The sequence below is a fragment of the Ruegeria sp. ANG10 genome (genome assembly GCF_040705255.1).
Classification (GTDB): domain Bacteria; phylum Pseudomonadota; class Alphaproteobacteria; order Rhodobacterales; family Rhodobacteraceae; genus Ruegeria.
The window spans coordinates 40,835-63,168 of record NZ_JBFCVU010000005.1 but is presented as its reverse complement, the minus strand read 5'-3'; the positions used below and the strand labels follow the sequence as shown (position 1 = coordinate 63,168).

General features: G+C 59.5%; 26 protein-coding genes. 15 read left to right on the top strand and 11 right to left on the bottom strand.

Annotated elements, in window-relative coordinates:
* Position 1: 1 nt before the first annotated feature.
* The 5 genes from AB1A64_RS12375 to AB1A64_RS12355 all read right to left on the bottom strand — a co-directional run bounded on the left by AB1A64_RS12375 (position 2) and on the right by AB1A64_RS12355 (position 4,092).
* Positions 2–1,456 (bottom strand): HlyD family efflux transporter periplasmic adaptor subunit, encoded by a 1,455-nt coding sequence (locus AB1A64_RS12375; protein ID WP_366551689.1) that lies wholly within the window; start codon positions 1,454–1,456, stop codon positions 2–4.
* 106 nt (positions 1,457–1,562) lie between these two features.
* Positions 1,563–2,105, bottom strand: coding sequence for a molybdenum cofactor biosynthesis protein B (gene moaB, locus AB1A64_RS12370; protein ID WP_366551688.1), 543 nt, complete (start codon positions 2,103–2,105; stop codon positions 1,563–1,565).
* Between the two features lie 6 nt (positions 2,106–2,111).
* A complete protein-coding gene (locus AB1A64_RS12365) occupies positions 2,112–2,732 on the bottom strand; it encodes a LysE family translocator (RefSeq protein WP_366551687.1) in 621 nt (206 codons plus the stop codon).
* Positions 2,729–3,328 carry a metallophosphoesterase gene (locus AB1A64_RS12360; RefSeq protein WP_366551686.1) on the bottom strand — a complete coding sequence of 200 codons (600 nt, stop codon included), beginning with the start codon at positions 3,326–3,328 and terminating at the stop codon, positions 2,729–2,731. Before AB1A64_RS12360 ends, AB1A64_RS12365 begins: the two co-directional genes overlap by 4 nt.
* Positions 3,328–4,092, bottom strand: a complete 765-nt coding sequence (locus AB1A64_RS12355) for a uracil-DNA glycosylase (RefSeq protein ID WP_366551896.1) — start codon at positions 4,090–4,092, stop codon at positions 3,328–3,330. The genes AB1A64_RS12360 and AB1A64_RS12355 overlap by 1 nt, the downstream gene beginning before the upstream one ends.
* An 85-nt stretch (positions 4,093–4,177) precedes the next feature.
* Between AB1A64_RS12355 and AB1A64_RS12350 the strand changes: the two genes are divergently transcribed.
* From AB1A64_RS12350 to AB1A64_RS12315, 8 genes are all read left to right on the top strand, one after another.
* On the top strand, positions 4,178–4,807 hold the full coding sequence (locus AB1A64_RS12350; protein ID WP_366551685.1) for a scavenger receptor class F, member 2: 630 nt from the start codon (positions 4,178–4,180) through the stop codon (positions 4,805–4,807).
* Positions 4,808–4,866: 59 nt separating this feature from the next.
* On the top strand, positions 4,867–5,802 hold the full coding sequence (locus AB1A64_RS12345; protein ID WP_170377822.1) for an aspartate carbamoyltransferase catalytic subunit: 936 nt from the start codon (positions 4,867–4,869) through the stop codon (positions 5,800–5,802).
* Positions 5,799–6,317 (top strand): hypothetical protein, encoded by a 519-nt coding sequence (locus AB1A64_RS12340; RefSeq protein WP_366551684.1) that lies wholly within the window; start codon positions 5,799–5,801, stop codon positions 6,315–6,317. The genes AB1A64_RS12345 and AB1A64_RS12340 overlap by 4 nt, the downstream gene beginning before the upstream one ends.
* Positions 6,314–6,688 (top strand): hypothetical protein, encoded by a 375-nt coding sequence (locus AB1A64_RS12335; protein ID WP_366551895.1) that lies wholly within the window; start codon positions 6,314–6,316, stop codon positions 6,686–6,688. The genes AB1A64_RS12340 and AB1A64_RS12335 overlap by 4 nt, the downstream gene beginning before the upstream one ends.
* A complete protein-coding gene (pyrC, locus tag AB1A64_RS12330) occupies positions 6,685–7,965 on the top strand; it encodes a dihydroorotase (protein WP_366551683.1) in 1,281 nt (426 codons plus the stop codon). The genes AB1A64_RS12335 and pyrC overlap by 4 nt, the downstream gene beginning before the upstream one ends.
* Positions 7,965–8,570: a glycerol-3-phosphate 1-O-acyltransferase PlsY gene (plsY, locus tag AB1A64_RS12325; RefSeq protein WP_366551682.1), complete on the top strand. Its 606-nt coding sequence runs from the start codon at positions 7,965–7,967 to the stop codon at positions 8,568–8,570. Before pyrC ends, plsY begins: the two co-directional genes overlap by 1 nt.
* Positions 8,567–8,836: a hypothetical protein gene (locus AB1A64_RS12320; RefSeq protein ID WP_366551681.1), complete on the top strand. Its 270-nt coding sequence runs from the start codon at positions 8,567–8,569 to the stop codon at positions 8,834–8,836. The genes plsY and AB1A64_RS12320 overlap by 4 nt, the downstream gene beginning before the upstream one ends.
* Before the next feature lie 179 nt (positions 8,837–9,015).
* Entirely contained in the window at positions 9,016–9,495 is a 480-nt protein-coding gene (locus AB1A64_RS12315; protein ID WP_366551680.1) for a YHS domain-containing (seleno)protein, read from the top strand.
* A 66-nt stretch (positions 9,496–9,561) separates the two neighbouring features.
* Here AB1A64_RS12315 and AB1A64_RS12310 read toward each other — a convergent pair whose 3' ends face one another.
* The gene (locus AB1A64_RS12310; protein ID WP_366551679.1) at positions 9,562–10,545 is read right to left on the bottom strand and encodes a quinone oxidoreductase; all 984 of its coding nucleotides are present in this window, start codon (positions 10,543–10,545) and stop codon (positions 9,562–9,564) included.
* A gap of 191 nt (positions 10,546–10,736) precedes the next feature.
* Here AB1A64_RS12310 and AB1A64_RS12305 point away from each other — a divergent pair, with 191 nt between their 5' ends.
* A complete protein-coding gene (locus tag AB1A64_RS12305) occupies positions 10,737–11,594 on the top strand; it encodes a DUF2189 domain-containing protein (protein WP_366551678.1) in 858 nt (285 codons plus the stop codon).
* 31 nt (positions 11,595–11,625) lie between these two features.
* Here the strand turns inward: AB1A64_RS12305 and AB1A64_RS12300 are convergent, their stop codons facing one another.
* Together AB1A64_RS12300 and AB1A64_RS12295 are read right to left on the bottom strand one after the other, a co-directional pair.
* Entirely contained in the window at positions 11,626–12,612 is a 987-nt protein-coding gene (locus tag AB1A64_RS12300; RefSeq protein ID WP_366551677.1) for an NAD(P)H-quinone oxidoreductase, read from the bottom strand.
* A 55-nt stretch (positions 12,613–12,667) separates the two neighbouring features.
* Positions 12,668–13,360, bottom strand: a complete 693-nt coding sequence (locus AB1A64_RS12295) for a COQ9 family protein (protein WP_366551676.1) — start codon at positions 13,358–13,360, stop codon at positions 12,668–12,670.
* 111 nt (positions 13,361–13,471) lie between these two features.
* Here AB1A64_RS12295 and rpsU point away from each other — a divergent pair, with 111 nt between their 5' ends.
* From rpsU to AB1A64_RS12280, 3 genes are all read left to right on the top strand, one after another.
* Positions 13,472–13,678, top strand: a complete 207-nt coding sequence (rpsU, locus tag AB1A64_RS12290; RefSeq protein ID WP_005614280.1) for a 30S ribosomal protein S21 — start codon at positions 13,472–13,474, stop codon at positions 13,676–13,678.
* Positions 13,679–13,973: 295 nt separating this feature from the next.
* Positions 13,974–15,257, top strand: coding sequence for a CAP domain-containing protein (locus AB1A64_RS12285; protein ID WP_366551675.1), 1,284 nt, complete (start codon positions 13,974–13,976; stop codon positions 15,255–15,257).
* A 203-nt stretch (positions 15,258–15,460) separates the two neighbouring features.
* A complete protein-coding gene (locus AB1A64_RS12280) occupies positions 15,461–16,600 on the top strand; it encodes a CAP domain-containing protein (protein WP_366551674.1) in 1,140 nt (379 codons plus the stop codon).
* A gap of 56 nt (positions 16,601–16,656) precedes the next feature.
* Here AB1A64_RS12280 and ppk2 read toward each other — a convergent pair whose 3' ends face one another.
* A complete protein-coding gene (ppk2, locus tag AB1A64_RS12275) occupies positions 16,657–17,574 on the bottom strand; it encodes a polyphosphate kinase 2 (protein WP_170350719.1) in 918 nt (305 codons plus the stop codon).
* Positions 17,575–17,865: 291 nt separating this feature from the next.
* Here ppk2 and AB1A64_RS12270 point away from each other — a divergent pair, with 291 nt between their 5' ends.
* On the top strand, positions 17,866–18,705 hold the full coding sequence (locus AB1A64_RS12270) for a CPBP family intramembrane glutamic endopeptidase (protein WP_366551673.1): 840 nt from the start codon (positions 17,866–17,868) through the stop codon (positions 18,703–18,705).
* 3 nt (positions 18,706–18,708) lie between these two features.
* On the opposite strand, the gene AB1A64_RS12265 is transcribed toward AB1A64_RS12270, so the two are convergent.
* Complete coding sequence (locus tag AB1A64_RS12265) at positions 18,709–19,167, bottom strand: Lrp/AsnC family transcriptional regulator (RefSeq protein WP_366551672.1); 459 nt, start codon at positions 19,165–19,167, stop codon at positions 18,709–18,711.
* A 138-nt stretch (positions 19,168–19,305) separates the two neighbouring features.
* Here AB1A64_RS12265 and ald point away from each other — a divergent pair, with 138 nt between their 5' ends.
* The gene (gene ald, locus AB1A64_RS12260; RefSeq protein ID WP_226689294.1) at positions 19,306–20,424 is read left to right on the top strand and encodes an alanine dehydrogenase; all 1,119 of its coding nucleotides are present in this window, start codon (positions 19,306–19,308) and stop codon (positions 20,422–20,424) included.
* A gap of 171 nt (positions 20,425–20,595) precedes the next feature.
* On the opposite strand, the gene AB1A64_RS12255 is transcribed toward ald, so the two are convergent.
* Entirely contained in the window at positions 20,596–21,402 is an 807-nt protein-coding gene (locus AB1A64_RS12255; protein WP_366551671.1) for a mechanosensitive ion channel domain-containing protein, read from the bottom strand.
* A gap of 214 nt (positions 21,403–21,616) precedes the next feature.
* On the opposite strand from AB1A64_RS12255, the gene AB1A64_RS12250 reads away from it, so the two are divergent.
* Positions 21,617–22,315 carry a glutathione S-transferase N-terminal domain-containing protein gene (locus tag AB1A64_RS12250; RefSeq protein ID WP_366551670.1) on the top strand — a complete coding sequence of 233 codons (699 nt, stop codon included), beginning with the start codon at positions 21,617–21,619 and terminating at the stop codon, positions 22,313–22,315.
* The last annotated feature ends 19 nt before the right edge of the window (positions 22,316–22,334 follow it).

The window sequence follows — 22,334 nt, the reverse complement described above, 5'->3', positions numbered from 1 at the left end:
CTTACCCTCCTGCCCGAGTCTCGATGCTGCGCACCAATGAGGCCGGGACATGGCTCTCGCTTAATTGTCCCAGAACACGAGCCTTGACGTCGTTCGGCATCTGATCGCTGGCCTCGACCCGCGCCACCAGTTGGGCGCGCTGTTCATCCGAAAGTTCAACCATGTCCGGTTCCGCCCCGGCATTGGCCTCGATCCGCAGTGGCCGCACCCGGACCCCGCCGCCCAAAAGCGGCGTCCGGCCAACAACAACCTCGCGCCCGACCAGGCCATCACCGCGCAACAACACTTCATCGCCTTGGCGGCGGATCAGTTGCACAGGCAGCGCCTCGAGCCTGTCATCGGGGCCCAGCACCAGCACCGTGCCCGCCGCATCAAGAACCGACGAGGGCAATCGCACCACATTGTCCAGCGGCTGTTCCTGTACCGTGACCGTGACGAAATCTCCGGGCTTGAAACCGGGCGCGTCGTCCAGACGGGCATAGATCAGACGGCCAGTCTGCCCCTCACCCGCTGATCCGCTGTCGCGGCTGATGCGCCCCGTGGCGATCAGATCGGTTCCTGTTACCTCAAGCGATACGGTGACCGGCGCCTCGATCAGATTACCCTGGGTATCCAGTAGGCGCACAAACTGCGCGGTCGAGACGCGGAATGCGACCTCAAGCGCGTTGGGATCGACCAATTCCGCCAGCTTTTCATTCGCCGCAACCAACCGGCCCTCGACCAGGGTCACATCCGTCAGCGTCCCGGCAAACCGTGCGCGGACCGTCATGTCGTCCAGATCGCGTTCAGCGGCCTCAAGCGCGATACGGGCGCGGGCCAGCAATGTGGTTGCCTGATCGACCCGCGATTCCGCCTGCGCCAGCGCGATACGACGCGCCAGAACAGCCTGCTGTGCAGCAGCTTCGGCCAGTTCGGCCTCTTCCGCGGCGGCCGGGGTTCCCACCCCGCGGCTTTGCAAATCCTTCTGGCGCTGCATGGCACGCCCACGCAAGGCCGCCTGCGCCTCGGCCGAGTTCAACTCATCCTGCGCCAAAAGCAGTGAGCGTTCGGCATCGCGTTCCTCGAACTGAGCATCCAACAGGTCGGACTTGGCGCGGTCCAGCGCCGATTGTGCGTCAGCTGGGTCCAGTTCGACCAGAACCTCACCAGTGGTGACGACGCCGCCATCCTCGAAATCCTCAGCCAACAATATTACGCGCCCGCCCAATGCTGCGCGCAACTCCAGGCGGCGGCGGCTTTGCACCTCGCCAAAGGCTTCGAGATAAGGGGTTACCGTCTCTAACTCGGCCGGTTGCACGCTGACGGCAAAAATGCGTTCGCGCGCTTCAGGCGGCTCACTGTCGCGGTTCAGGGCCTCTTGCACCGCGCTGACAATCAGCTGTACCGCGACAAATACCAAGGCCAGCGTTAAAAACGCCAGAAAGACACCAACAAGGCTTTGCCTTAAAAATCGCATCTATCACTTACCCCGGTCGCATCAGGCTACCATATGCAAAACGTAGCCGGGCACGGAAAAATGCCAAGCCACAAAGCGGTTACAATCGGTTATACGTGCAACCAGTCTACTTCCGTCGAAGATGTTCGTCCAATCTGGGCATTATTTCCACGAAATTGCAGGGGCGATGCCGGTAATCGAACTGTTTTTCCAAAATACCGTCCCAGGCGTCCTTGCAGGCACCGGGACTGCCCGGCAGTGCAAACAGATAGGTGCCCTCGGCTACGCCACCCGTGGCGCGGGACTGCACCGCCGAAGTGCCGATCTTTTCCATTGAAATGAGGGTGAAAACGGTGCCGAACGCCTCAATTTCCTTTTCATAGACGTCCCGGTGCGCCTCAACCGTCACATCGCGGCCCGTCAGACCGGTGCCACCGGTCGAGATCACCACGTCAATGTCCGGGTCACCGGCCCACAGTCGCAACTGTGCCGCGATCTCGCCGCGCTCATCGCGGATGATCTTACGGTCGGCCACCGAATGACCCGCGCGTTCGATCCGGTCGACCAGTGTCTGACCCGAGCGGTCATCCTCCAGCGATCGCGTATCCGAGACGGTCAGAACGGCAATCCGAACCGGAATGAATTTCGAATTTTCATCAATGCGCGACATGTGACGTCAGGCCCTTTCCATGATGGCAAGCCGGATGGCGAGGGCAGCGAAAATTCCCCCGGTCACCCAGCCCATGATACGTGAGGCGCGCGGATTCGAGATCAGAATCTTCCCCGCGCCCCCGGCAAATACGCCCACCAGCCCATTCACCACAAACCCGCCCAGCGCGATGATGACGCCCAAAATCAGGAACTGCGGCAGGATCGGCCCTAAGGCGGGGTTCACGAATTGCGGGATAAAGGCCAATACGAACAGGATGACCTTGGGATTTGTCAGGTTCACCACCAACCCGTCGCGAAAGGCGTGGCTTGTCGGTTTCGCGGGTATATCGGCAGAGACCGCCCCGTTGCGGATCGCACCCCAAGCTAAATAAAGCAGATAGGCGACACCCATCCAGCGGATTACATCGAACAGCCACGGCATCGTTGCTACGGCGGCCCCCAACCCAAGCCCCGCTACAAGAACATGAACCATCGATCCGACGGAAATCCCCGCGCTTGCGACGAAAGCCGGTTTGGCACCTGACCGCAAACCTTGCCCAAAGCAAAACAACATGTCTGCGCCGGGGGTGAAATTCAGCGCCAAAGCTGCTGGAATGAAAGCCAGCAGAGTGACCGTTTCGATCATATGGTGACCTCAAACCAGTTTACTGTGGGGCCCAGATTGGCGATCTGCGTGCGGCCCAGGTTGCCGCGATAGCCCCAGCTGTCATGGATGTGTCCACACAGCGCAAGTTGCGGCTGCAAGCGTTCCACTGCGTCGCGCACGGCCACGGACCCCACCGCATCGCCCTGGGACGTGACATCGCCGTACCCTTTGGGCGGGGAATGCGCGATCAGGATATCCGCCGCGTCACAGCGGTCCAACAATTCAGCGGCCTCGGCATCGGTCAGGTCACAGGACCAGTCGCCAAAAGGTGTAACCGGCACGCCATACCCCAGCCCGAACAGGCGCAGGCCGTCCAATGTCATGCCGGTGCCGTGCAGCACATGGCCACCTTCCGGCGCGGCCTCAACCAGTTCCTGCACGCTTTCGGCATTGCCGGGCACCATCACGAACGGCGCGGTGATGCCGGACAGCATCGCCATCGCCTGGTCCAACCCCTGTCGCGCGTTGCAGAAATCCCCAGCCCCGATCACCAAATCGGCCTCGGCGCTGGCCGCGACAACCCCGGCCGCGCGGTTACGCGCCATATGCAGATCGGAAAAGGCCAGAATGCGCATCACTTGCCCTCCAGCCGGGCTTTCAGCTCTAGCAGATCAGCCCAGGCTTGGCGTTTCATCTGAGGCTGGCGCAGCAGGTAGGCGGGGTGGAACATCGGAATGACCGGCAAATCCAGCGCCTGTGCCCATTGCCCGCGCAACCGGGTTATACCGCGCTTACCCAGCACTGCCTGACAGCTGATATTGCCCATAATCACCAGAACCTCGGGCTTGGCCAGCGCCACGTGCCGTTCCAGAAACGGTTTCATCATCCCGATCTCTTCGGGTTTTGGGTCACGGTTCTGCGGCGGACGCCAGGGCAGTACGTTCGTGATATAGGCATTCTGGGTGCGATCCAGATCAATCGCCGCCAACATCCGGTCCAGCAATTGCCCGGCGCGGCCGACAAAGGGCTTGCCCTCACGGTCCTCTTCCCGGCCCGGCGCTTCGCCGATGATCATCACCCGCGCGCCCGGCGTGCCATCTGCAAAGACCAACTGCCGCGCGCCACGCTTAAGCTCGCAATGCTCAAATGCCTCCATCGCCGCACGCAATTGTTCCAGCGATCCTGCGCCTCGAGCTGCTGCATTCGCAACGGAAACCGGGTCCACCTGCTTGGGCTTTTCCGGGGTGGCCTGGGCCACGGCGGGTTTTTTGGCCTTGGGCGCAGTGTCGGGCAACGCAAAACGGTCAACCGGCGCATCGCCGATTGCGTCCGTTGCGCCCAGTTCGATCTGCCATTCCAGCAGAGCCCGCGCCGTATGATAGTCCAAAGCCGATTCCATACCCCTCAATCTAACCAGCTTTTGAACGAGGGAAAGCGAATAGGCCTTGATCGGGCGGTCCGTCGCACCGACCATGAGGGTATTCATGTTCGTACTTTTGCGATTCCTTATGATTTCTTTGCTGCTGACCATGCTCAGCGGCCCTGCTTTTGCGCAGCTTTTCGACCGCAACGGCCAATGCCGCGCCGGTCAGTTCAAATGCGGCACAAGGTGCTGTTCCGGCGGCCAGAGGTGCAGCTTTGATGGCCACTGCATTCCCCTGGGCGGCACCTATTGCGGCGGTGGGCGCACTTGCGGACCGTTCGAGCGCTGCGTTGCCGGGGGCACGCGATGCGCGCCCGCGGGGGCGAATAAATGCACTTCGCGCGCGGATTGCCCGGGCGGTTCAATTTGCAATGCGCGCCGCGAATGCGAACGCATCACGCCGGACTTTGACCCCAACACAGCGATCGAAGGCCTGCCCACCCTTTGCGAAGACGGTCTGACCTGTGGCGCGGGATCGGTCTGCATACCCGGCGGCGGATGCACGCGCCCCGGATGGTTTTTGTGCGAGGAAACCGACTCACAATGCCGCCCCGGATTCAAATGTTCCGAACATCAGGGATGCGTGCCGATCAAGGCCATCGACTGCGGCTATGGCAAATGGTGCAAACCCGGCGAACAATGCCTGCCCGAGGGTGGATGCGAGAAACTGCCCGAAGGAACCGATCCTTAGGTTGCCTAGGCGCGCGGACCTTCCTATAAGCGGCCCGATTGTCAGACAGGAGCCCGCCCATGCGTTTCGCCCATCGTCACCTTCTTGGCATCGAGCATCTGTCGCAATCCGATATCACCGCCATTCTTGATCTGGCCGAGACCTATGTCGACCTAAACCGGCAATCGACCAAGCATTCCGACGTTTTGTCGGGGCTGACGCAGATCAACATGTTCTTCGAAAACTCGACCCGCACGCAGGCCAGCTTTGAACTGGCAGGCAAGCGGCTGGGTGCGGATGTGATGAACATGGCAATGCAGGCCAGTTCGATTAAAAAGGGCGAGACCCTGATCGACACCGCAATGACGTTGAACGCAATGCATCCCGATCTGCTGGTGGTCCGGCATCCGCATTCCGGCGCGGTCGATTTGCTGGCGCAAAAGGTCAACTGTGCGGTGTTGAACGCGGGCGATGGTAAGCACGAACACCCGACGCAAGCCCTGCTGGATGCATTGACGATCCGTCGCGCCAAGGGCCGCCTGCACCGGCTGAACATCGCCATTTGCGGCGATGTCGCGCATTCCCGCGTGGCGCGGTCGAACCTGATCCTGCTGGGCAAGATGGAAAACCGCATCCGTCTGATCGGCCCGCCCACTTTGGTGCCCGACCACTTTGCCGAATTTGGTGCCGAGATCTATGACGACATGAATGAGGGTCTTAGGGACGTCGATGTAGTGATGATGCTTCGCCTTCAAAAGGAACGGATGGATGGTGGCTTTATTCCGTCCGAGCGTGAGTATTACCACCGCTATGGGCTGGACGCTGCCAAGCTGGCGCTGGCCAAATCCGACGCCATCGTTATGCATCCCGGTCCGATGAACCGAGGGGTCGAGATTGACGGGACCCTGGCCGACGACATCAACCGCTCGGTCATTCAGGAACAGGTCGAAATGGGGGTCGCCGTCCGCATGGCTGCGATGGAACTGTTGGCCCGCAACCTGCGCGAGGTGGCATGAGCGATCTGACCGTTGCCCCCCATGAACGCGGCGTGATCCGCCTGTTCGCGCTGAACATGCGCCCGGAAGAGGCCAAATTTCTGCGTGAACCCGGTGCCGCCGATCAAATTCTGGGCGTTGCGGGGTTGGACCCTGAACAGATCGACGTCTTTGCGGTCTCAGACCTCGAAGACCTGGGGCTCTATGGTTATCTGAACGAGGGCTGCGGCGTGTCCGCCGATCAGCTGGATCGCAACGCGCTTGAAGCCATAACGGGTTGGGTCATGGTGATCCGCAGCGCCGCCTTTGGCGATCGCGCCGCCACTCTGATCCCCGACAAACGGTTGCGCCTGATCGGGCTGTTCACCGAAGAGGCCACCAACTGGACCGGCGGTCCGATCGAAACTGAAAGCGCAAAACCGTTCTCGGCCCCTCGACCCGCGTCCCAAAACGACCAACCCCGCCGTATCGGTTCGGCCGTTCTGGCATTAGTGATCCTTTTGGCCGTCGGAGGCATCCTGTGGCTGATCCTATGACCTTCTCGCCCGACAAAGGCACCTATATTCGCACCAACGCGTGGCTGGCCGCCGTGGCCATGGCGGGTGCGATGATCGTGCTGTGGCTGATCGGAAACCCTTATCCCTGGACCGGCGCGCCTGCCGGTCTGGCCGCCGTCGGCATCCGCGCGTGGTACATGGCCTCGGAAGAACTGGTCGCCACCTGGACGATGACGGACACCACCCTCACCGGCCCCGGCCCACGCAAGGTGGCCCTGAACCAGATCAAGGCGGTCAACACCATGGGCAGTTTTGTCCAGATCGTCACCAAGGGCGGCGACAAACACCTGATCAAATATCAGGCGGATTCCGCCGCCACCAAAGCCGCAATCGAAAGGGCACTGGCATGAGCAACCTGACCTTCACCAACGCCCGCCTGATCGACCCGGAAACCGGCACGGACAGCCTTGGCTGGCTGCAGGTGGGCAACGGCCAGATTACCGCGCGCGGTGACGGCGACGCACCGTCCACGGATACGCCGATCATCGATTGCGGCGGGCACTGCCTTGCCCCTGGCATCGTCGATATCGGCGTCAAGGTCTGCGAACCGGGCGAGCGGCACAAGGAAAGCTATAAATCCGCCGGTCTGGCAGCAGCGGCCGGGGGTGTGACCACCATTGTCACCCGCCCAGATACCAGCCCGGCCATCGACACGCCCGAAAGCCTTGAATTTGTCACCCGCCGCGCGCAGGCGGATACGCCGGTCAACGTTTTGCCCATGGCTGCCCTGACCAAGGGGCGCGAAGGGCGCGAAATGACCGAGATCGGCTTTTTGCAAGATGCGGGCGCGGTTGCGTTCACCGATTGTGACCACGTTGTGACCAATACCAAAGTTTTCTCGCGCGCACTTACCTATGCACGGTCTTGCGGCGCGCTGGTTATAGCGCATCCACAGGAACCCGTCCTGAGCGCCGGAGCCGCCGCGACCAGCGGTAAATTCGCCACCTTGCGCGGTTTGCCCGCCGTCACACCCATGGCAGAACGCATGGGGCTGGACCGCGACATCGCCCTGTTGGAAATGACCGGTGCGGCCTATCACGCAGACCAGATCACCACCGCCCGCGCCCTGCCCGCACTGGAGCGCGCCAAGCGCAACGGGCTGGACATTACTGCGGGCACCTCGATCCACCATCTGACGCTGAATGAGCTGGACGTGGCCGACTATCGCACCTTCTTCAAGGTTAAGCCGCCGCTGCGGTCCGAGGATGACCGGCAGGCGGTGATCGAGGCCGTGCGCAGCGGCTTGATCGACATCATCAGCTCGATGCACACACCTCAGGACGAGGAAAGCAAACGCCTGCCGTTTGAAGAAGCCGCCTCGGGTGCCGTTGCGCTGGAAACGCTGCTGCCCGCAGCCCTGCGCCTGTATCATTCGGAACAGTTGGACCTGCCTACCTTGTTCCGGGCCATGGCGCTGAACCCGGCAAAACGGCTGGGGCTGGACAGCGGCCGGCTGTCGATCAGCGCGCCCGCCGATCTGGTGCTGTTCGACCCGGATGTGCCCTTTGTGCTGGACCGGTTCTCGCTGAAATCAAAATCGCAGAACACACCGTTTGACGACCAGCGGATGCAAGGTAAGGTCACCGCAACCTACGTGGCTGGACAAGAAGTTTACCGGAGACCCTGATGCCGCCATTTGACAGTTCGATGACCCAGCTAATCCTCTGGGCTGTGCTTGGTTATCTGATGGGGTCTGTTCCCTTTGGCATGATCATCGCCAAGGTCATGGGGCTGGGCAACCTGCGCAATATCGGGTCGGGCAATATCGGAGCCACCAATGTACTGCGCACCGGCAACAAGGCCGCCGCCGCGCTGACGCTGATCTTTGACGCTGCTAAGGGCGCGGTGGCCGTTCTGTTGGCCCGCGCGTTAGCTGGGGAAGACGCCGCCCAGATCGCGGCGCTGACCGCGTTTCTGGGCCATTGCTTTCCGGTCTGGCTGGGCTTTAACGGCGGCAAGGGCGTGGCCACCTTTCTGGGCCTGTGGCTGGCGCTGGACTGGCGCGTAGGTGTGGCCTGCTGCCTGACATGGCTGGTAGCCGCCGCGATCTGGCGGATCTCATCGCTGGGCGCGTTGGTGGCGGCGGCAATGTCGGTTGTCTGGGTGCTGGTGCTGACAGACAGTTCGACCTTTGCGCTGAGCATCGTCCTGACCCTGTTGGTCTATTGGCGCCACAGCGCCAATCTGGCGCGGATCAAGGCCGGGACCGAGCCGAAAATCGGCAAGTCGTGACCGCACCAACCGACTTTCTGAACCGCTATTTCGCCCTGCCCGAGGGCACGTTTACCGGCCACACCAACGGGCGGCGCTATATTGTCAGCCGCTCGGTTTTTGGTGCGGGGAAATCCCATAAGCTGGTGGCCCATGAACTTGGCGGTTCGGACTACATCAGCCTGAACCTGTATCTGACGCAGAGCAGTGGCGCCCTTCTGCGCCCCTGCGAAATGCCTGCCGCCAAGGTTGTGTCTTTCGTCACGGCTCTGGTCCCGGAAGCGTAATTAAAATCACCAAAACTTGAGTTACCGCACCTTCACAATTGATTGTCTTGAACGTGATCAGGGTGCTGCCCAACTGAGGTCCTGTGACGGCCAATTAGAGGCGTCGCAAAAACAAAATCCGGTTTGCCCGGGCAAAATTCAGGTGCTCTTGAGCGAGCCTATTCACGAAAGGTGAAACCATGAACAAGTTCAAATCCATTCTGGGCGGCGTTGCGCTGTCCGTTGCAATCGCAAGCTCGGCGCTGGCCGCTGGTGTTGAGATCAACGCAAGCTCGACCGGTCTGGCCATGCAGGGCTATGATCCGGTTGCATACTTCACCGTAGGCGAGCCGACCAAAGGCGATTACCGCATCTCGACCCTGCACAACGACGCGCTGTACCGTTTTGCTTCGGAAGAAAACAAAGCTGCCTTTGAAGAAAACCCAGAAGCGTACTTGCCCGCATATGGCGGTTACTGCGCATTCGGCACCGCGATGGGTTTCAAGTTTGACGGCGACCCGACCTATTGGAAAATCGTTGACAACAAACTGTACCTGAACCTGTCGAAAGACATTCAGGAACGCTGGGAAGGCGACATCCCGGGCTTCAACGAGCGCGCTGACGCAAACTGGAAAGATATTGCTGAAAAAACTCCGGCTGAGCTTCAGGCCGATCAGTAATCATCTAAGCCAGACTTGGATGAGTGGCGACGGGGAAACCCGTCGCCATTTTGCTTTGAGCATGGGTCAAAGTTCCAGCACCGTGCTGCCAGTAGTCTGCCGTGCCTCAAGCGCACGATGCGCATCGTCCACCTGATCCAACGGAAAGCGCTGGTCGATGTGGATTTTAACCTCTCCGCCCTCGACCTTACCGAACAACCGTCGGGCCATTGCCTGGCAAACCGTGTGATCAGCAATATGGGTAAACAAGGTCGGGCGGGTAATCTTCAGCGAGCCCTTCTTGGCCAGCATCCCAATATCGATCAGTGGCACAGACCCCGATGCATTGCCGAAGGAAATCATCATCCCCAGCGGCTTGAGACAATCAAGCGACCCGGTGAACGTATCCGCCCCGATGGAATCCATCACCACATCCACCCCCTTACCGCCGGTGATTTCGGCCACGCGTTCGACAAAGTTTTCGGTGCGGTAATTGATGCAATGCGCAGCTCCGTTGAATTTGGCAAGGCTGCATTTTTCGTCGGTCCCGGCGGTTCCGATCAGGGTAATCCCCTCGGATTTGGCCCATTGGCACGCGATCAGCCCCACGCCCCCGGCGGCCGCGTGAAACAAAACGGTATCGCCACGTTTCAACGGCGTCGTGCGTTGAAACAGATATTCGACCGTCATCCCCTTTAGCATCATCGCCGCCGCCGCATCATAGGGGATTCCGTCAGGCAGCGGACAAACCTGCGCTGCGGGCATCACCCGGGCTTCGGAATAGGCGCCTGCCGGTGCCGCCGCATAAGCTGCGCGCTGACCGGGTTCCAGATGGGTCACACCTTCGCCAACGGCTTCGATCACGCCTGCGGCCTCCATCCCCAGAGCGTGCGGTAGATCCATCGGATACAGCCCGATCCGCTGGTAGATGTCGATAAAATTCAATCCGCAGGCATGATGGCGGATACGCACCTCGCCGGGGCCGGGGTCCCCGACGGGGCGGTCTTCGATCCTCAGAACTTCGGGGCCGCCGTGTTCGTGAATGACGACGGTTCTTGCCGTTTGCTGCATGCTGACCTCCTGTTGCCTGCGACCAAGCTAACACGCCTGAAAATCAGGGCAATCGGCACATTTCCGCGTCACGCAACCGTAACGTGAAAAAATGTGCTATACTGCTATCTGGGCGTTGCCGGCTGGTCCGGCCTCAGGCAATCGATGCCGGATCCACCCTGCTGCGCGATACGCAAAGGGAGGGGAAATCAATGGCTAAAACGATTGGAAATCCGATTAGCTGGGCCGCCCAGAATATCGGTGCGACCGGTGATCACATAGCTGAAAGCGTCAACCATATCGGCAGCGCAGATACGCGGCATCTGCCGGTGGTGCAGAACCTGACGATGCAGGACATAAGGGCTTGTTTGCAGGCAGGGTACAGTGACTTTCTTGAAACGCGGGCGGATGCCATATTCATCGTGCTGATCTACCCGATCGCGGGATTGTTGATGTTCGGGTTCGGGCTGAACCGCAACATGGTGCCGCTGCTGGCGCCGCTGATCATGGGGTTTGCTTTGATCGGCCCAATCGCCGCAGTGGGTCTGTACGAGATCAGCCGCAAACGCGAACAAGGGGGCGAGGTACATTGGCTGGATGCGTTCGGCGTGTTCCGATCGCCATCTTTCGGTGCCATTTTGATGTTGGGTTTCTATCTGGTCATGCTGTTGCTTGTGTGGCTGATGGTAGCGCAGAGCATCTATGTCCACACGCTGGGCCCTGATCTGCCCACATCCTTAGGCGCCTTTGTCACGCAGGTGTTCACCACTGGTGCGGGCTGGACAATGATCATCTTTGGCAACGCGGTAGGATTCCTGTTTGCTCTGGTCGCGCTGGCCATCAGCGTGGTCAGCTTTCCGTTATTGCTGGACCGCAAAGTGGGTCTACCAGTGGCGGTTGTGACCTCGGTCCGGGTGTTGCGGCAAAACCCCGGAGTTATCCTGACATGGGGTTTCATTGTCGCCGCCTTGCTGGTGATTGGCGCAATCCCAATGCTGCTGGGGTTAATTGTGGTGATGCCAGTACTGGGCCACGCCACATGGCACCTGTATCGCCGGGCCGTCGCCTAAAGCGCGCGGCCTGAACCGCGCGCTGGTCAGCTTATCCGGCGACGTTCAAAACGATCTTGCCGATGTGATTTGAACTTTCCATACGTGCATGCGCAGCGGCGGCATCAGCCAGCGCGAACTCGCTGTCCATCACGGGCGCCACCCTTCCGGCGTCCAACAATGGCCAGACCGCCTCGCGCAGATCCTGCGCAATTTTTGCCTTGGCCAGATCACTTTGTGGGCGCAAGGTGCTGCCGGTCAGGGTCAACCGTTTGACCATCATCAGGGCAAAGTTCAGTTCGACCTTTGGCCCCTGCAAAAAGGCGATCTGCACCAGGCGCCCGTCTTCAGCCAGTGTCTTGACGTTGCGCGGGATATAATCGCCCCCAACCATGTCGAGGATCAGGTTCGCCCCACCTTCGGCGCGCAGGACACCCACGAAATCCTCATCGCGGTAATTGATCGCCTTTTCGGCCCCCAGTTTGACGCAAGCCTCGCATTTATCGGCCGAACCGGCGGTTGCAAAGACCCGTGCGCCAAACGCATTGGCCAGTTGGATGGCCGTCGTGCCAATACCACTGGAACCGCCATGAACCAGAAAACGCTCACCCGCTTTCAACCCACCGCGCATGAAGACGTTGGACCAGACGGTAAAGAAGGTCTCGGGCAGGCAGGCGGCCTCTTTCATCCCCATACCTGTGGGAACCGGCAGGCAATGTGCAGCGGGTGTGGCGACATATTCGGCATAGCCGCCACCCGGCAACAACGCACAGACCTTGTCGCCAACCGACAGACCGTCGACACCCGCGCCAATGGCCGCGACCTCGCCCGACGCCTCCAGACCAGGCAGGTCGCTGGCACCCGGAGGGGGATCATAAGCCCCTGCGCGCTGCAACGCGTCCGGGCGGTTTACACCGGCATATGCCACTTTGAGGATCACTTGACCGGCTTGGGGTTCCGGCACGGGACGGTCGGACAGTTGCAAAACCTCCGGTCCGCCGGGTTTGGTGATCTCAACGGCGCGCATTGTCTGGGTCATGGGCAAATCTCCTTTGCCCAATGCCTAGCAGGCAATTTCTGGAAGGCCCAGATGCTTACTTGCGCGGATTCAGCATCCCGGGCAGGTCGACCCGCATTTTCACTGGCGGTTTCACCTGGCTGGCAAACCAGTTCGGCACTGCCAGAAACGGTTTGAACAGCGGATTGCCATTCACCTGCGCCTTGAGCTTTTCGAATTGCATGACGTTGTCGATGCGACGGTCCAGAAACTCCCACGTTTTCTGATGGTCCGGCGAATCATCCCCCAACCAGAACAGCAGGGTCGAGGAATAGACCCCAGACAAGGTCGCGCGCTTGGTGTACCAGTTCACATCGTCCGAGGTATCGCCCAGCGTGTCCCAGATCAGATCGCAGGTCTGCCACAGCGCCTTGGCCCCATCCGCCGCATGGGTTGGCAGCGAAAATAGCGTCATGCCCCGACGCACCAATTCCTTGTCAGGCACAGCCTCAAGCCGGAACCGAACGGCGGCGGCCACACGCTCGCGGAATTTCAGCTCGCTCAGGTCGGTGGATTTCAGACGCTCTACCATGGCCGCATCTCCGCGAGCATGAAAAGCCAGCGCCAGATCAACCGCCCCTCGGGGGCAAATCGCGCGCGCCAAACCGTCATCCAAATCGCAATCAATGATCGCGGCGCGAAAGCTGGTTTCAGACCAACCGTCAAAGGGCACGTGGGTCAGCATTGCGTCCAAAAGCTGTTGTTTTGCATCTTCATAGGTAACGGTCATGGCGGTTCTCCGGTTCTCGGGGCCAGTACTAGACAAGATAGACCGGCTTTGCTATACGGCCAACTCCTGCAATTTCCTTGCAACTCTATCTAGAAAGGTGGTGACAACCACATGCAGGTTAGTGTTCGCGACAATAACGTCGATCAGGCGCTTCGTGCCCTGAAGAAAAAGCTGCAGCGCGAAGGCGTGTTCCGTGAAATGAAGCTGAAGCAACATTTCGAGAAACCGTCCGAGAAAAAAGCGCGCGAGAAGGCTGAAGCGATCCGTCGTGCCCGTAAACTGGCACGTAAGAAAGCACAGCGCGAAGGTTTGCTCTAAGCACCTCGCTCGTCCAGCTTTGGATGACACTATTTGACGACCCCCGAGGCATCGCCCGGGGGTTTGTCGTTTCTATCACCGGTTGCAATTCGCCGAGTCCGCCACACCCCTAGGCGACAACCTGCTAAATCGGGCCAAGCAACATTTTGCCCGGCATTTTGCAGCGCAGCGAATCCCGTACCGGTAGCATGCCCCTGCTGAAATTCGCCTGAAATCTGAACCGCTCTGTCCGTCCGTTCAACGCCCCCTGTAACTGGCCTCGTCTACTCAGACGACCACTTAAACGGAGGCTACCATGTCGACTGCAAGTACAATCGAGCAAGAAATGCTGGCGCTGATCAATGATGAGCGCACATCCCGCGGGCTAACCCCGCTGCAACTGGAAACCCGCCTAAACGCATCGGCCGAGGATCACAGCACCTGGATGCTGAACGCGGATATATTCAGCCACACCGGTTCGGGCGGCTCAAGCGCGACCGAGCGCATGGAAGATGCCGGGTTCGACTTCACCGGCGGCTGGCGGTCGGGTGAGAACATCGCCTGGCAATCGGAACGCGGTGCCGCGGGCATCAGTGATGATGTCGAACAACTGCACGAGAGCCTGATGAACAGCCCCGGCCACCGCGCCAACATCCTGAACCCTGACTACGAATACATCGGAATTGGGGTTGAGGAAGGTGACTACAATGGGTGGGACGCCGTCATGGTGACCCAGAACTTTGCCACCACCGACGCCGCGGTGGTGCTAGACAACGGAGCCGCCCCGACACCGCCTTCGGACGACGTGGCAATGCCCGATGACCCTGTGACTGAAACCCAAGACCCTGTCGAAGATACGCCAGACAACGACGTCACCGAAACCGAGGACCCGGTTGAGGAAACACCGGACACCGACGTCACCGATACCGACAACCCGGGAGAAGAAACGCCAGACACTGACGTCACCGAGACCGACGACCCGGATGAGGAAACGCCAGACAACGACGTCACCGAAACCGAAGACCCGAGCGAGGAAACACCGGACACCGATGTCACCGAGACCGACGACCCGGTTGAGGAAACGCCAGACACCGATGTCACCGAGACCGAGGACCCGGGCGAGGAAACGCCAGACAACGACGTCACCGAGACCGACGACCCGGTTGAGGAAACGCCAGACACCGATGTCACCGAGACCGAGGACCCAGGCGAGGAAACGCCAGACACCGATGTCACCGAGACCGAGGACCCGGGCGAGGATACGCCAGACACCGACGTCACCGAAACCGAGGACCCGGAAACACCTGAACCGGATGTCACCGATACGACTGCAGGCGTTTGCTTCGACGTGGAAGAATTCCTGGCAGCAATCGAGGATTTCGTGAACGACCTGTTGGCGCTGGTCGACGATTTCAGAATGAACGACGACCCGATGGTGACCGATGCGGACACCACCGAGGACGATTTCATGCTGACCCTGGATATGTGCGACGACACTCCGGCGGCGAATGACGATGCCCCGGTCATGGAGGCGGACGCACCGGATGATTTCTTTATCCTGATACCGGCCGACAGCGGATGCATGATGGACTTTGTCTAAGGTTCGACGCCGCGTGTGAGGCACTGAAACGGTGCCTCACACCGCTTTCACAGCGCACTTGCGCAGTTTTTCGCACAAACAATGCGAATCAGGCGGTGGCAATTCGCCGAACGGGTCGGGGTGTCCAGATTGTGTCTGTATCCCGTCAAATTCTCGCCATTAATGTCACGCCAAAATAACTCAATTCAATTGGAGGCAGAATCATGTCAACGGCCAGCAATCTAGAACGGCAGATGCTTGCATTGATCAATGACGAACGCACAAGTCGGGGGCTGCAACCCCTCAAGCTTGAGCTTCAGCTGAACGACTCGGCCGAAGATCACAGCGAATGGATGCTGCAGACAGATATCTTCAGCCACACTGGTCAGGGCGGCTCGAGCGCGACCCAGCGGATGAGAGATGCCGGTTTCGATTTCACCGGCAGCTGGAGATCGGGTGAAAACATCGCCTGGCAATCCGAACGCGGGCCCAATGGTGCCAGCGATGATGTGGTACAGCTTCACCAAAGCCTGATGAACAGCCCCGGTCACCGGGCCAACATACTGAACCCCGATTTCGAATATATCGGGATCGGCATTGAAGAGGGCAATTTCAACGGTTGGGATGCCGTGATCGTGACCCAGAATTTTGCCACGACCTCGGCACCGGTTCAGTTGGACACCGGCGGGTCAGGTGGCGGTTCAGGCGGTGGTTCGGGTGGTGGCACACCTACCCAGCCCGGCCAACAGGCCGTGGACGCAGGCACAGTCGGCGATGCATCAGATAACTGGTTCATTCTGAAGGCCGGTCAGGCTGGCGCGTTGAACGGCGGCGACGGCGATGACATTCTTGGTGGCGGCAACGGCCGCGATACGCTGACCGGCGGCACCGGCGATGACACGCTGAGCGGCTTTGGCGGCAATGACGTCCTTCTGGGTGGTCAAGGCGTCGATTTGTTGATGGGTGCGACCGGGAATGACTGGCTGCAATCGGGCATGGGTGCCGACAGGTTGCAAGGCGGCTCTGGCGACGACGTGCTTAGAGGTGGCCGTGGCCGCGACACCCTGATCGGAGGCGACGACGACGATACTCTGATCGGTGCCCGCGGCATTGACACCATGACCGGCGGCAACGGGGCGGATACGTTCGTTTTCACCATCGGGCCGGACACCGTCACGGATTTCACCTCTGAGGACTTCATCGACCTCAGCCTGAATGGCGCGATCACCGGATATAACGATCTGATGAACAACCACATTTCGCAATCCGGCAATGATGTGATCATCGATGACAATGCGGGCAATACTCTGACCCTGCAAAACACGCAGATCGCAGACCTGGCAAACGAACATTTCATGTTCTGAGACCCCAGGTTTTCCAAATTTATAACGCCCCCGATTTTGGGGGCGTTTTCTTTTGATCAATAGATTTTAGGAACGTGCAGCTCATCCGGCAGGACGCGCCGTTCATATTCCGGGTTGTATCTTCGATCCGGTAATTCGACCTTTTCCTGTGGAACATCCGTATAGGGAATCTTGGTCAGAAGATGCTCGATACAGTTCAGGCGCTCGCGTTTCTTGTCATTGCCTTCGACGATATACCAGGGCGCCTCGGGAATGTTTGTGCGGAACAACATGTCTTCTTTGGCCTTGGTATAGGCCTCCCAGCGGATGCGGGATTCCAGATCCATCGGCGACAGCTTCCACTGCTTCATCGGGTCGTGAATGCGCATGAGGAACCGCAACTGCTGTTCTTCATCGGTGATTGAGAACCAGTATTTCAGCAAAATGATCCCCGACCGCACCAGCATCCGTTCGAATTCGGGAACGTCCTGAAAGAACTGTTCGACCTGATCCTCGGACGCAAACCCCATCACCCGCTCGACCCCAGCACGGTTGTACCAGGACCGGTCGAACAACACGATTTCGCCGGCCGCTGGCAAGTGTGGAACATAGCGCTGAAAATACCACTGGCTTTGTTCCCGACGGCTGGGCGCAGGCAAGGCGACCACGCGTGCGACCCGCGGGTTCAGCCGCTGGGTGATCCGCTTGATCACGCCGCCCTTGCCGGCGCTGTCGCGCCCTTCGAACAGGATGCACACTTTGGCCCCGGTATGCTGTACCCAGTCCTGAACCTTGATCAATTCGGCCTGCAAGCGCAGCAGATTGCGGAAATAGACTTTGCGATCCAGCATGTCGGGATGCTGGTCCTTATAGATCTTGCGGACTTCCATCGAGAGCATGGGTTCGCTGAACTCGATCTCGAAATCTTCGTCCAGCGTGTCTTCCAACTCGGCTTCCAGCCAATCTTTGGGGGCATCGTTATGTTCGTAAGCCAAGGTCTTATCCTTATCGTCTATCAGGTCCGGACCATACAACACGCGTGTAACCGCCTGATGTCATCAGAAGAATTGAAAAAGCCCTTCTCCAAGCGAAACCGCTTATGGCAGCAAGGTCAAGGCGATGCGAAAAGAGGTTTGGTCCTTTTTTAAATCTGAACCTACACACCCAGGGATACAAGCGGCAGATTTGCCGCATTACCAACAGGTTGGCATAAATCCGCCCCAAACCTACTTGCCAGACGGATTATTCTGTCGGCACAAGTACCCTTCAACCCCCCTGAGGTGAATGTGGCGCATTTCATTTCCCTACTGCCTGCGATCTGGCCCTGGTTCATCCTGATTGCCGCACAAATAAGCATGGTATCAGGCCGACAAGGGCTGGGGCTGGCCCTGTTGGCAGTGTTCATGGGTTCAACAACAGTGCTTGGCCTGCTGACCCCGCTGGCCTTGGCAATTACGGCAGCCGGCCTGCTGGGCGCGGCTGGGTTGCGCCGTCTGACCGGTGTGCCCGCCGTTTTCGGGCATCTGGTGTTGATCCTATGGTGTCTGGCTCTGGGGGCGCATCTGGTCCCCGGGTTTCACAATCTATTGGTTCTGGATCAGGTACAGGCAGGCCCGGGCAGCGCTGCGTTCACAATGTATCTCAACCTGGACAAACCAATGGTCTTGTTTGCCGTCCTGCTGGCTTGGCCGGGCATGATCCATGGCGCGCGGCCGGTCAGAACCGGGCCTTTGCTGATCGGGTTGGCGGCGCTGCCCGCCCTGTTTGCGTTGGGGCTTTCCTTGGGTGCTGTGCGGCCCGAGATCGGCTTGCCCGCATGGTGGCTGATTTTTGCGCTTTCAAACCTGTTCCTGACCTGCCTGACTGAAGAGGCTTTTTTCCGCGGCTATCTGCAATCGGTCCTGACGTCGAAAATCGGCGCGGCGCTCGGGATCGCAGCTGCCAGCCTGTTGTTCGGTCTGGCCCATGCGGGTGGCGGTCCGGCACTGGTTGTCTTCGCTTCGATCCTCGGGGCCGCCTGCGGATTGGGATACTACGCAACCGGGCGTCTTTGGGTACCGGTTCTGATGCATTTCGGCTTTAACGCCCTGCACTTGGCCCTGTTCACCTATCCCGGCCCGGGCTGAACGTCACACCGGCAGCGCCGTGGTCTTAAACACCGTACGCAGCGCGAAGGAACTTTGCATCTGCGCCACCCCCGGCAACCGCGACAAATACTGGCGATGGATACGGGCAAAATCCTCGGTGTTCTCAGCGACGACCTTCAGGATATAGTCCGCCGTACCGGCCATGAGATGGCATTCAAGCACATCAGGAATGCGCGCCACGGATTTTTCGAACGCATTCAAAAGCTCTTCGGCCTGCCCTTGCAGCGTGATCTCGACAAACACCGTCGTGGGCACATTCATCTTGCGCGCATCCAGCAGCGCCACATAATTGCGGATATAGCCGTCAGCTTCTAGCCGCTGAACGCGCCGGTGACAGGCCGAAGGCGACAGATTCACCTGCTCGGACAGTTCCGCATTTGACATACGGCCATCCCGCTGAAGGGCAGCCAGAATCTTTTTATCCGTCGCGTCCAAGCTCATTCGCGCAAATCCTTTGCGAGTTTCCGACTATATAACGAAGAATCTCCTGAAAAAAAGCAATTTCGCAGGCAGAGTTTCACAGAAATTGCGCTCTGGATCGCCCATTATTTAGGCAGTTTATGAATGGAGGAGCGAAAAATGAAGATCGGTTGCCCCAAGGAAATCAAACCACAGGAATTCCGCGTCGGCATGACGCCCAACGCGGCACAAGAAGCCGTCGCGCGCGGACACGAAGTTGTAATCGAAACCGGTGCCGGGATCGGTTCGGGCTTTGACAACGAATCCTACATCGCTGCTGGCGCCCAGATCCTGGACACCGCAGAAGAGGTGTTCGCCACTGCCGACATGATCGTCAAGGTCAAGGAACCCCAGGCGGTCGAGCGCAAGATGCTGCGTGAAGGCCAGTTGCTGTTCACTTACCTGCACCTGGCACCCGATCCAGATCAGACCCACGACTTGCTGGCATCGGGCTGCACCGCGATTGCCTACGAAACCGTCACCGCACCTGGCGGTGGTTTGCCGCTGCTGGCCCCGATGTCCGAAGTTGCCGGTCGTCTGGCGCCGCAGGTTGGCTCGTGGACCCTGCAAAAGGCAAATGGCGGTCGTGGCGTTCTGATGGGCGGTGTTCCCGGCGTTGGACCGGCCAAGGTCGTTGTGATCGGTGGCGGCGTAGTTGGTACGCATGCCGCGAAGATCGCGGCGGGCATGGGCGCGGATGTTACCATCCTTGACCGCTCTCTGCCGCGTCTGCGTTACCTCGATGACGTGTATGGCGGAACCTTCAAGAACCAGTACTCGACCGCTGGTGCCACTGCGGAACTGATCCAGGATGCCGACATGGTTATCGGCGCCGTTCTGATCCCGGGCGCGGCTGCTCCTAAATTGGTGACACGCGAACAGCTTTCGACCATGAAGCCCGGCGCGGTTCTGGTTGACGTTGCGATCGACCAGGGTGGCTGCTTTGAAACTTCCAAAGCAACAACCCATGCTGATCCGATCTACGAAGTCGACGGCATCATGCACTACTGCGTTGCCAACATGCCGGGTGCCGTTGCGCGCACCTCGACCATCGCTTTGGGCAACGCGACCATGCCGTTCATGCTGTCGCTGGCCGACAAGGGCTGGAAAAAGGCTTGCCAGGACGACCCTCATCTATTGGCCGGGCTGAATGTTCACGCTGGTCAACTCACCTATGAGGCCGTTGGTGTAGCACTGGGTCTGGACGTTGTATCGCCCAGCGACATCGTCAACGCCTAAGGCAGACACATAGAAATCGTTAGGCGCCCTTTTCTGAAGGGCGCCTTTTTTTTGTCGCTACGCAAAGGTTCATCGACCCGCGCGCGACATAGAAAAACGCCGCGCGATCAGCGCGGCGCCGGGCCCAACCGGAGGAGGGCAATTCAATTCCCGATCGACGGGCGGGAGCCTTCAGGCCTGTTTGTGAATCTCTACCGAATGCGGATACGGGATCGACACGCCTTTTGCGTCGAACGCCTCTTTCACCGCTTTTGTGATCTCAAACTTCACATCCCAATAATCCGCCGCCGCGCACCACAGGCGGGCCGTTAGGTCGACCGAACTGTCGCCCAGGTTGGTCACGCGCACCCAGGGTTCGGGATCGCTGTGAATACGCTCATCTGACTTGGCGACATCCAGAATGATCTTCATCGCTTCGTCCGCGTTGTCGCCATAGTCGATACCAAACACCAGATCGACACGCCTTGTGTCATGCGCCGAATAGTTGGTGATGATCGACCCCCAGGATTGCCCGTTAGGGACGATGATCTGCACATTGTCCGGCGTCACCAGTTCGGTGGTGAACAGGTTCAGGTCTTTCACCGTTCCGGCCGTGCCGCCGATATCCACGTATTGACCCAGCTTATAGGGGCGAAACACCACCAGCATGACACCGGCCGCCAGATCGCTGAGTGTCCCTTGCAGTGCCAGACCAATGGCCAGTGACGCGGCACCCAGAATGGCAACGATACTTGTGGCTTCGATCCCGAAGATCCCCAGAACGGCCACCAGAACCATCGCCAGGATGACCCATTTCACCAGGCTGGCCGAGAAGTTGCCCAACGTCGGATCAATCTGCGGGGTCGAGTTGATCCGGCGGCGCACCAGGCCGCCTACGGCCCCGGCCACGATCCAGCCAAGGATCAGAACGATCAGCGCCTTGACCGCGTTCATGATCAGCGGGGCAAACGCGCCCACCTGTGTTACGACCTCATCCACGGCCATCTCCTTTCAACAACAAGAAACCCGCGGCTTTCGCGCGGGAATTGCCAAAGTCTGAGGCAAAAACACGCTTTGGTCTAGGTGCCAGTTCCACCAGATTTCCCCGTTGTTCGCCAGCAAACACGCGCTGACCGGTCGCGCACAGCATTGGGGGCTTACAAGATGGCCCCTTGCCCCCTACGTTCTGGGGGTATCCACTCAGGAGCCCCCAATGCTGGACACCAAACCACACCCGATCATGAATCGCTGGCCTGCGCAGTTCCCGGACCGGATTCAACTGTATTCCTTCCCCACGCCAAACGGGGTCAAAGCCTCGATCATGCTGGAAGAAACCGGTCTGCCGTATGAGGCGCACAAAGTCACCCTGTCGGACGCGGATGTCAAAAGTCCCGAGTTCCTGTCGCTGAACCCCAACAACAAGATCCCCGCAATCATTGACCCCAATGGCCCGGACGGTGAGCCCATCGGATTGTTCGAAAGCGGTGCCATCTTGCTGTATCTGGCCGAAAAGTCGGGCAAGTTTATTGGCAAGACCCAGGCAGACAAGCACCAGATCACCCAATGGCTGATGTTCCAGATGGGCGGCATTGGTCCTATGTTCGGCCAGCTTGGCTTTTTCCACAAATTTGCTGGCAGCGAGATCGAAGACCCCCGCCCCCGCGAGCGATATGTGAACGAGGTCAAACGACTGCTGAACGTGCTCAACCAGCAGCTTGAAGGACAGGACTGGGTCGCCGGAGAGTATTCGATCGCCGATATAGCCATCGCGCCCTGGCTGCGCGGGCTGGATTTCTATGGTGCCAAGGACGTGGTCGGATGGGATGACCACACCAATGTAACAGCGTATCTGGACCGCTTTCTGGAACGCCCCGCCGTTCAGAAAGGTCTTGTGACACCGCCGCGGGACTGACCGCCGACCCCTCGAGCCT

Bases quoted from the DNA above. Each gene is read 5' to 3' on its own strand.
- AB1A64_RS12375 (WP_366551689.1), bottom strand. From the start codon at position 1,456: ATGCGATTTTTAAGGCAAAGCCTTGTTGGTGTCTTTCTGGCGTTTTTA.
- moaB (WP_366551688.1), bottom strand. From the start codon at position 2,105: ATGTCGCGCATTGATGAAAATTCGAAATTCATTCCGGTTCGGATTGCC.
- AB1A64_RS12365 (WP_366551687.1), bottom strand. From the start codon at position 2,732: ATGATCGAAACGGTCACTCTGCTGGCTTTCATTCCAGCAGCTTTGGCG.
- AB1A64_RS12360 (WP_366551686.1), bottom strand. From the start codon at position 3,328: ATGCGCATTCTGGCCTTTTCCGATCTGCATATGGCGCGTAACCGCGCG.
- AB1A64_RS12355 (WP_366551896.1), bottom strand. From the start codon at position 4,092: ATGGAATCGGCTTTGGACTATCATACGGCGCGGGCTCTGCTGGAATGG.
- AB1A64_RS12350 (WP_366551685.1), top strand. From the start codon at position 4,178: ATGTTCGTACTTTTGCGATTCCTTATGATTTCTTTGCTGCTGACCATG.
- AB1A64_RS12345 (WP_170377822.1), top strand. From the start codon at position 4,867: ATGCGTTTCGCCCATCGTCACCTTCTTGGCATCGAGCATCTGTCGCAA.
- AB1A64_RS12340 (WP_366551684.1), top strand. From the start codon at position 5,799: ATGAGCGATCTGACCGTTGCCCCCCATGAACGCGGCGTGATCCGCCTG.
- AB1A64_RS12335 (WP_366551895.1), top strand. From the start codon at position 6,314: ATGACCTTCTCGCCCGACAAAGGCACCTATATTCGCACCAACGCGTGG.
- pyrC (WP_366551683.1), top strand. From the start codon at position 6,685: ATGAGCAACCTGACCTTCACCAACGCCCGCCTGATCGACCCGGAAACC.
- plsY (WP_366551682.1), top strand. From the start codon at position 7,965: ATGCCGCCATTTGACAGTTCGATGACCCAGCTAATCCTCTGGGCTGTG.
- AB1A64_RS12315 (WP_366551680.1), top strand. From the start codon at position 9,016: ATGAACAAGTTCAAATCCATTCTGGGCGGCGTTGCGCTGTCCGTTGCA.
- AB1A64_RS12310 (WP_366551679.1), bottom strand. From the start codon at position 10,545: ATGCAGCAAACGGCAAGAACCGTCGTCATTCACGAACACGGCGGCCCC.
- AB1A64_RS12305 (WP_366551678.1), top strand. From the start codon at position 10,737: ATGGCTAAAACGATTGGAAATCCGATTAGCTGGGCCGCCCAGAATATC.
- AB1A64_RS12300 (WP_366551677.1), bottom strand. From the start codon at position 12,612: ATGACCCAGACAATGCGCGCCGTTGAGATCACCAAACCCGGCGGACCG.
- AB1A64_RS12295 (WP_366551676.1), bottom strand. From the start codon at position 13,360: ATGACCGTTACCTATGAAGATGCAAAACAACAGCTTTTGGACGCAATG.
- rpsU (WP_005614280.1), top strand. From the start codon at position 13,472: ATGCAGGTTAGTGTTCGCGACAATAACGTCGATCAGGCGCTTCGTGCC.
- AB1A64_RS12285 (WP_366551675.1), top strand. From the start codon at position 13,974: ATGTCGACTGCAAGTACAATCGAGCAAGAAATGCTGGCGCTGATCAAT.
- AB1A64_RS12280 (WP_366551674.1), top strand. From the start codon at position 15,461: ATGTCAACGGCCAGCAATCTAGAACGGCAGATGCTTGCATTGATCAAT.
- AB1A64_RS12265 (WP_366551672.1), bottom strand. From the start codon at position 19,167: ATGAGCTTGGACGCGACGGATAAAAAGATTCTGGCTGCCCTTCAGCGG.
- ald (WP_226689294.1), top strand. From the start codon at position 19,306: ATGAAGATCGGTTGCCCCAAGGAAATCAAACCACAGGAATTCCGCGTC.
- AB1A64_RS12250 (WP_366551670.1), top strand. From the start codon at position 21,617: ATGCTGGACACCAAACCACACCCGATCATGAATCGCTGGCCTGCGCAG.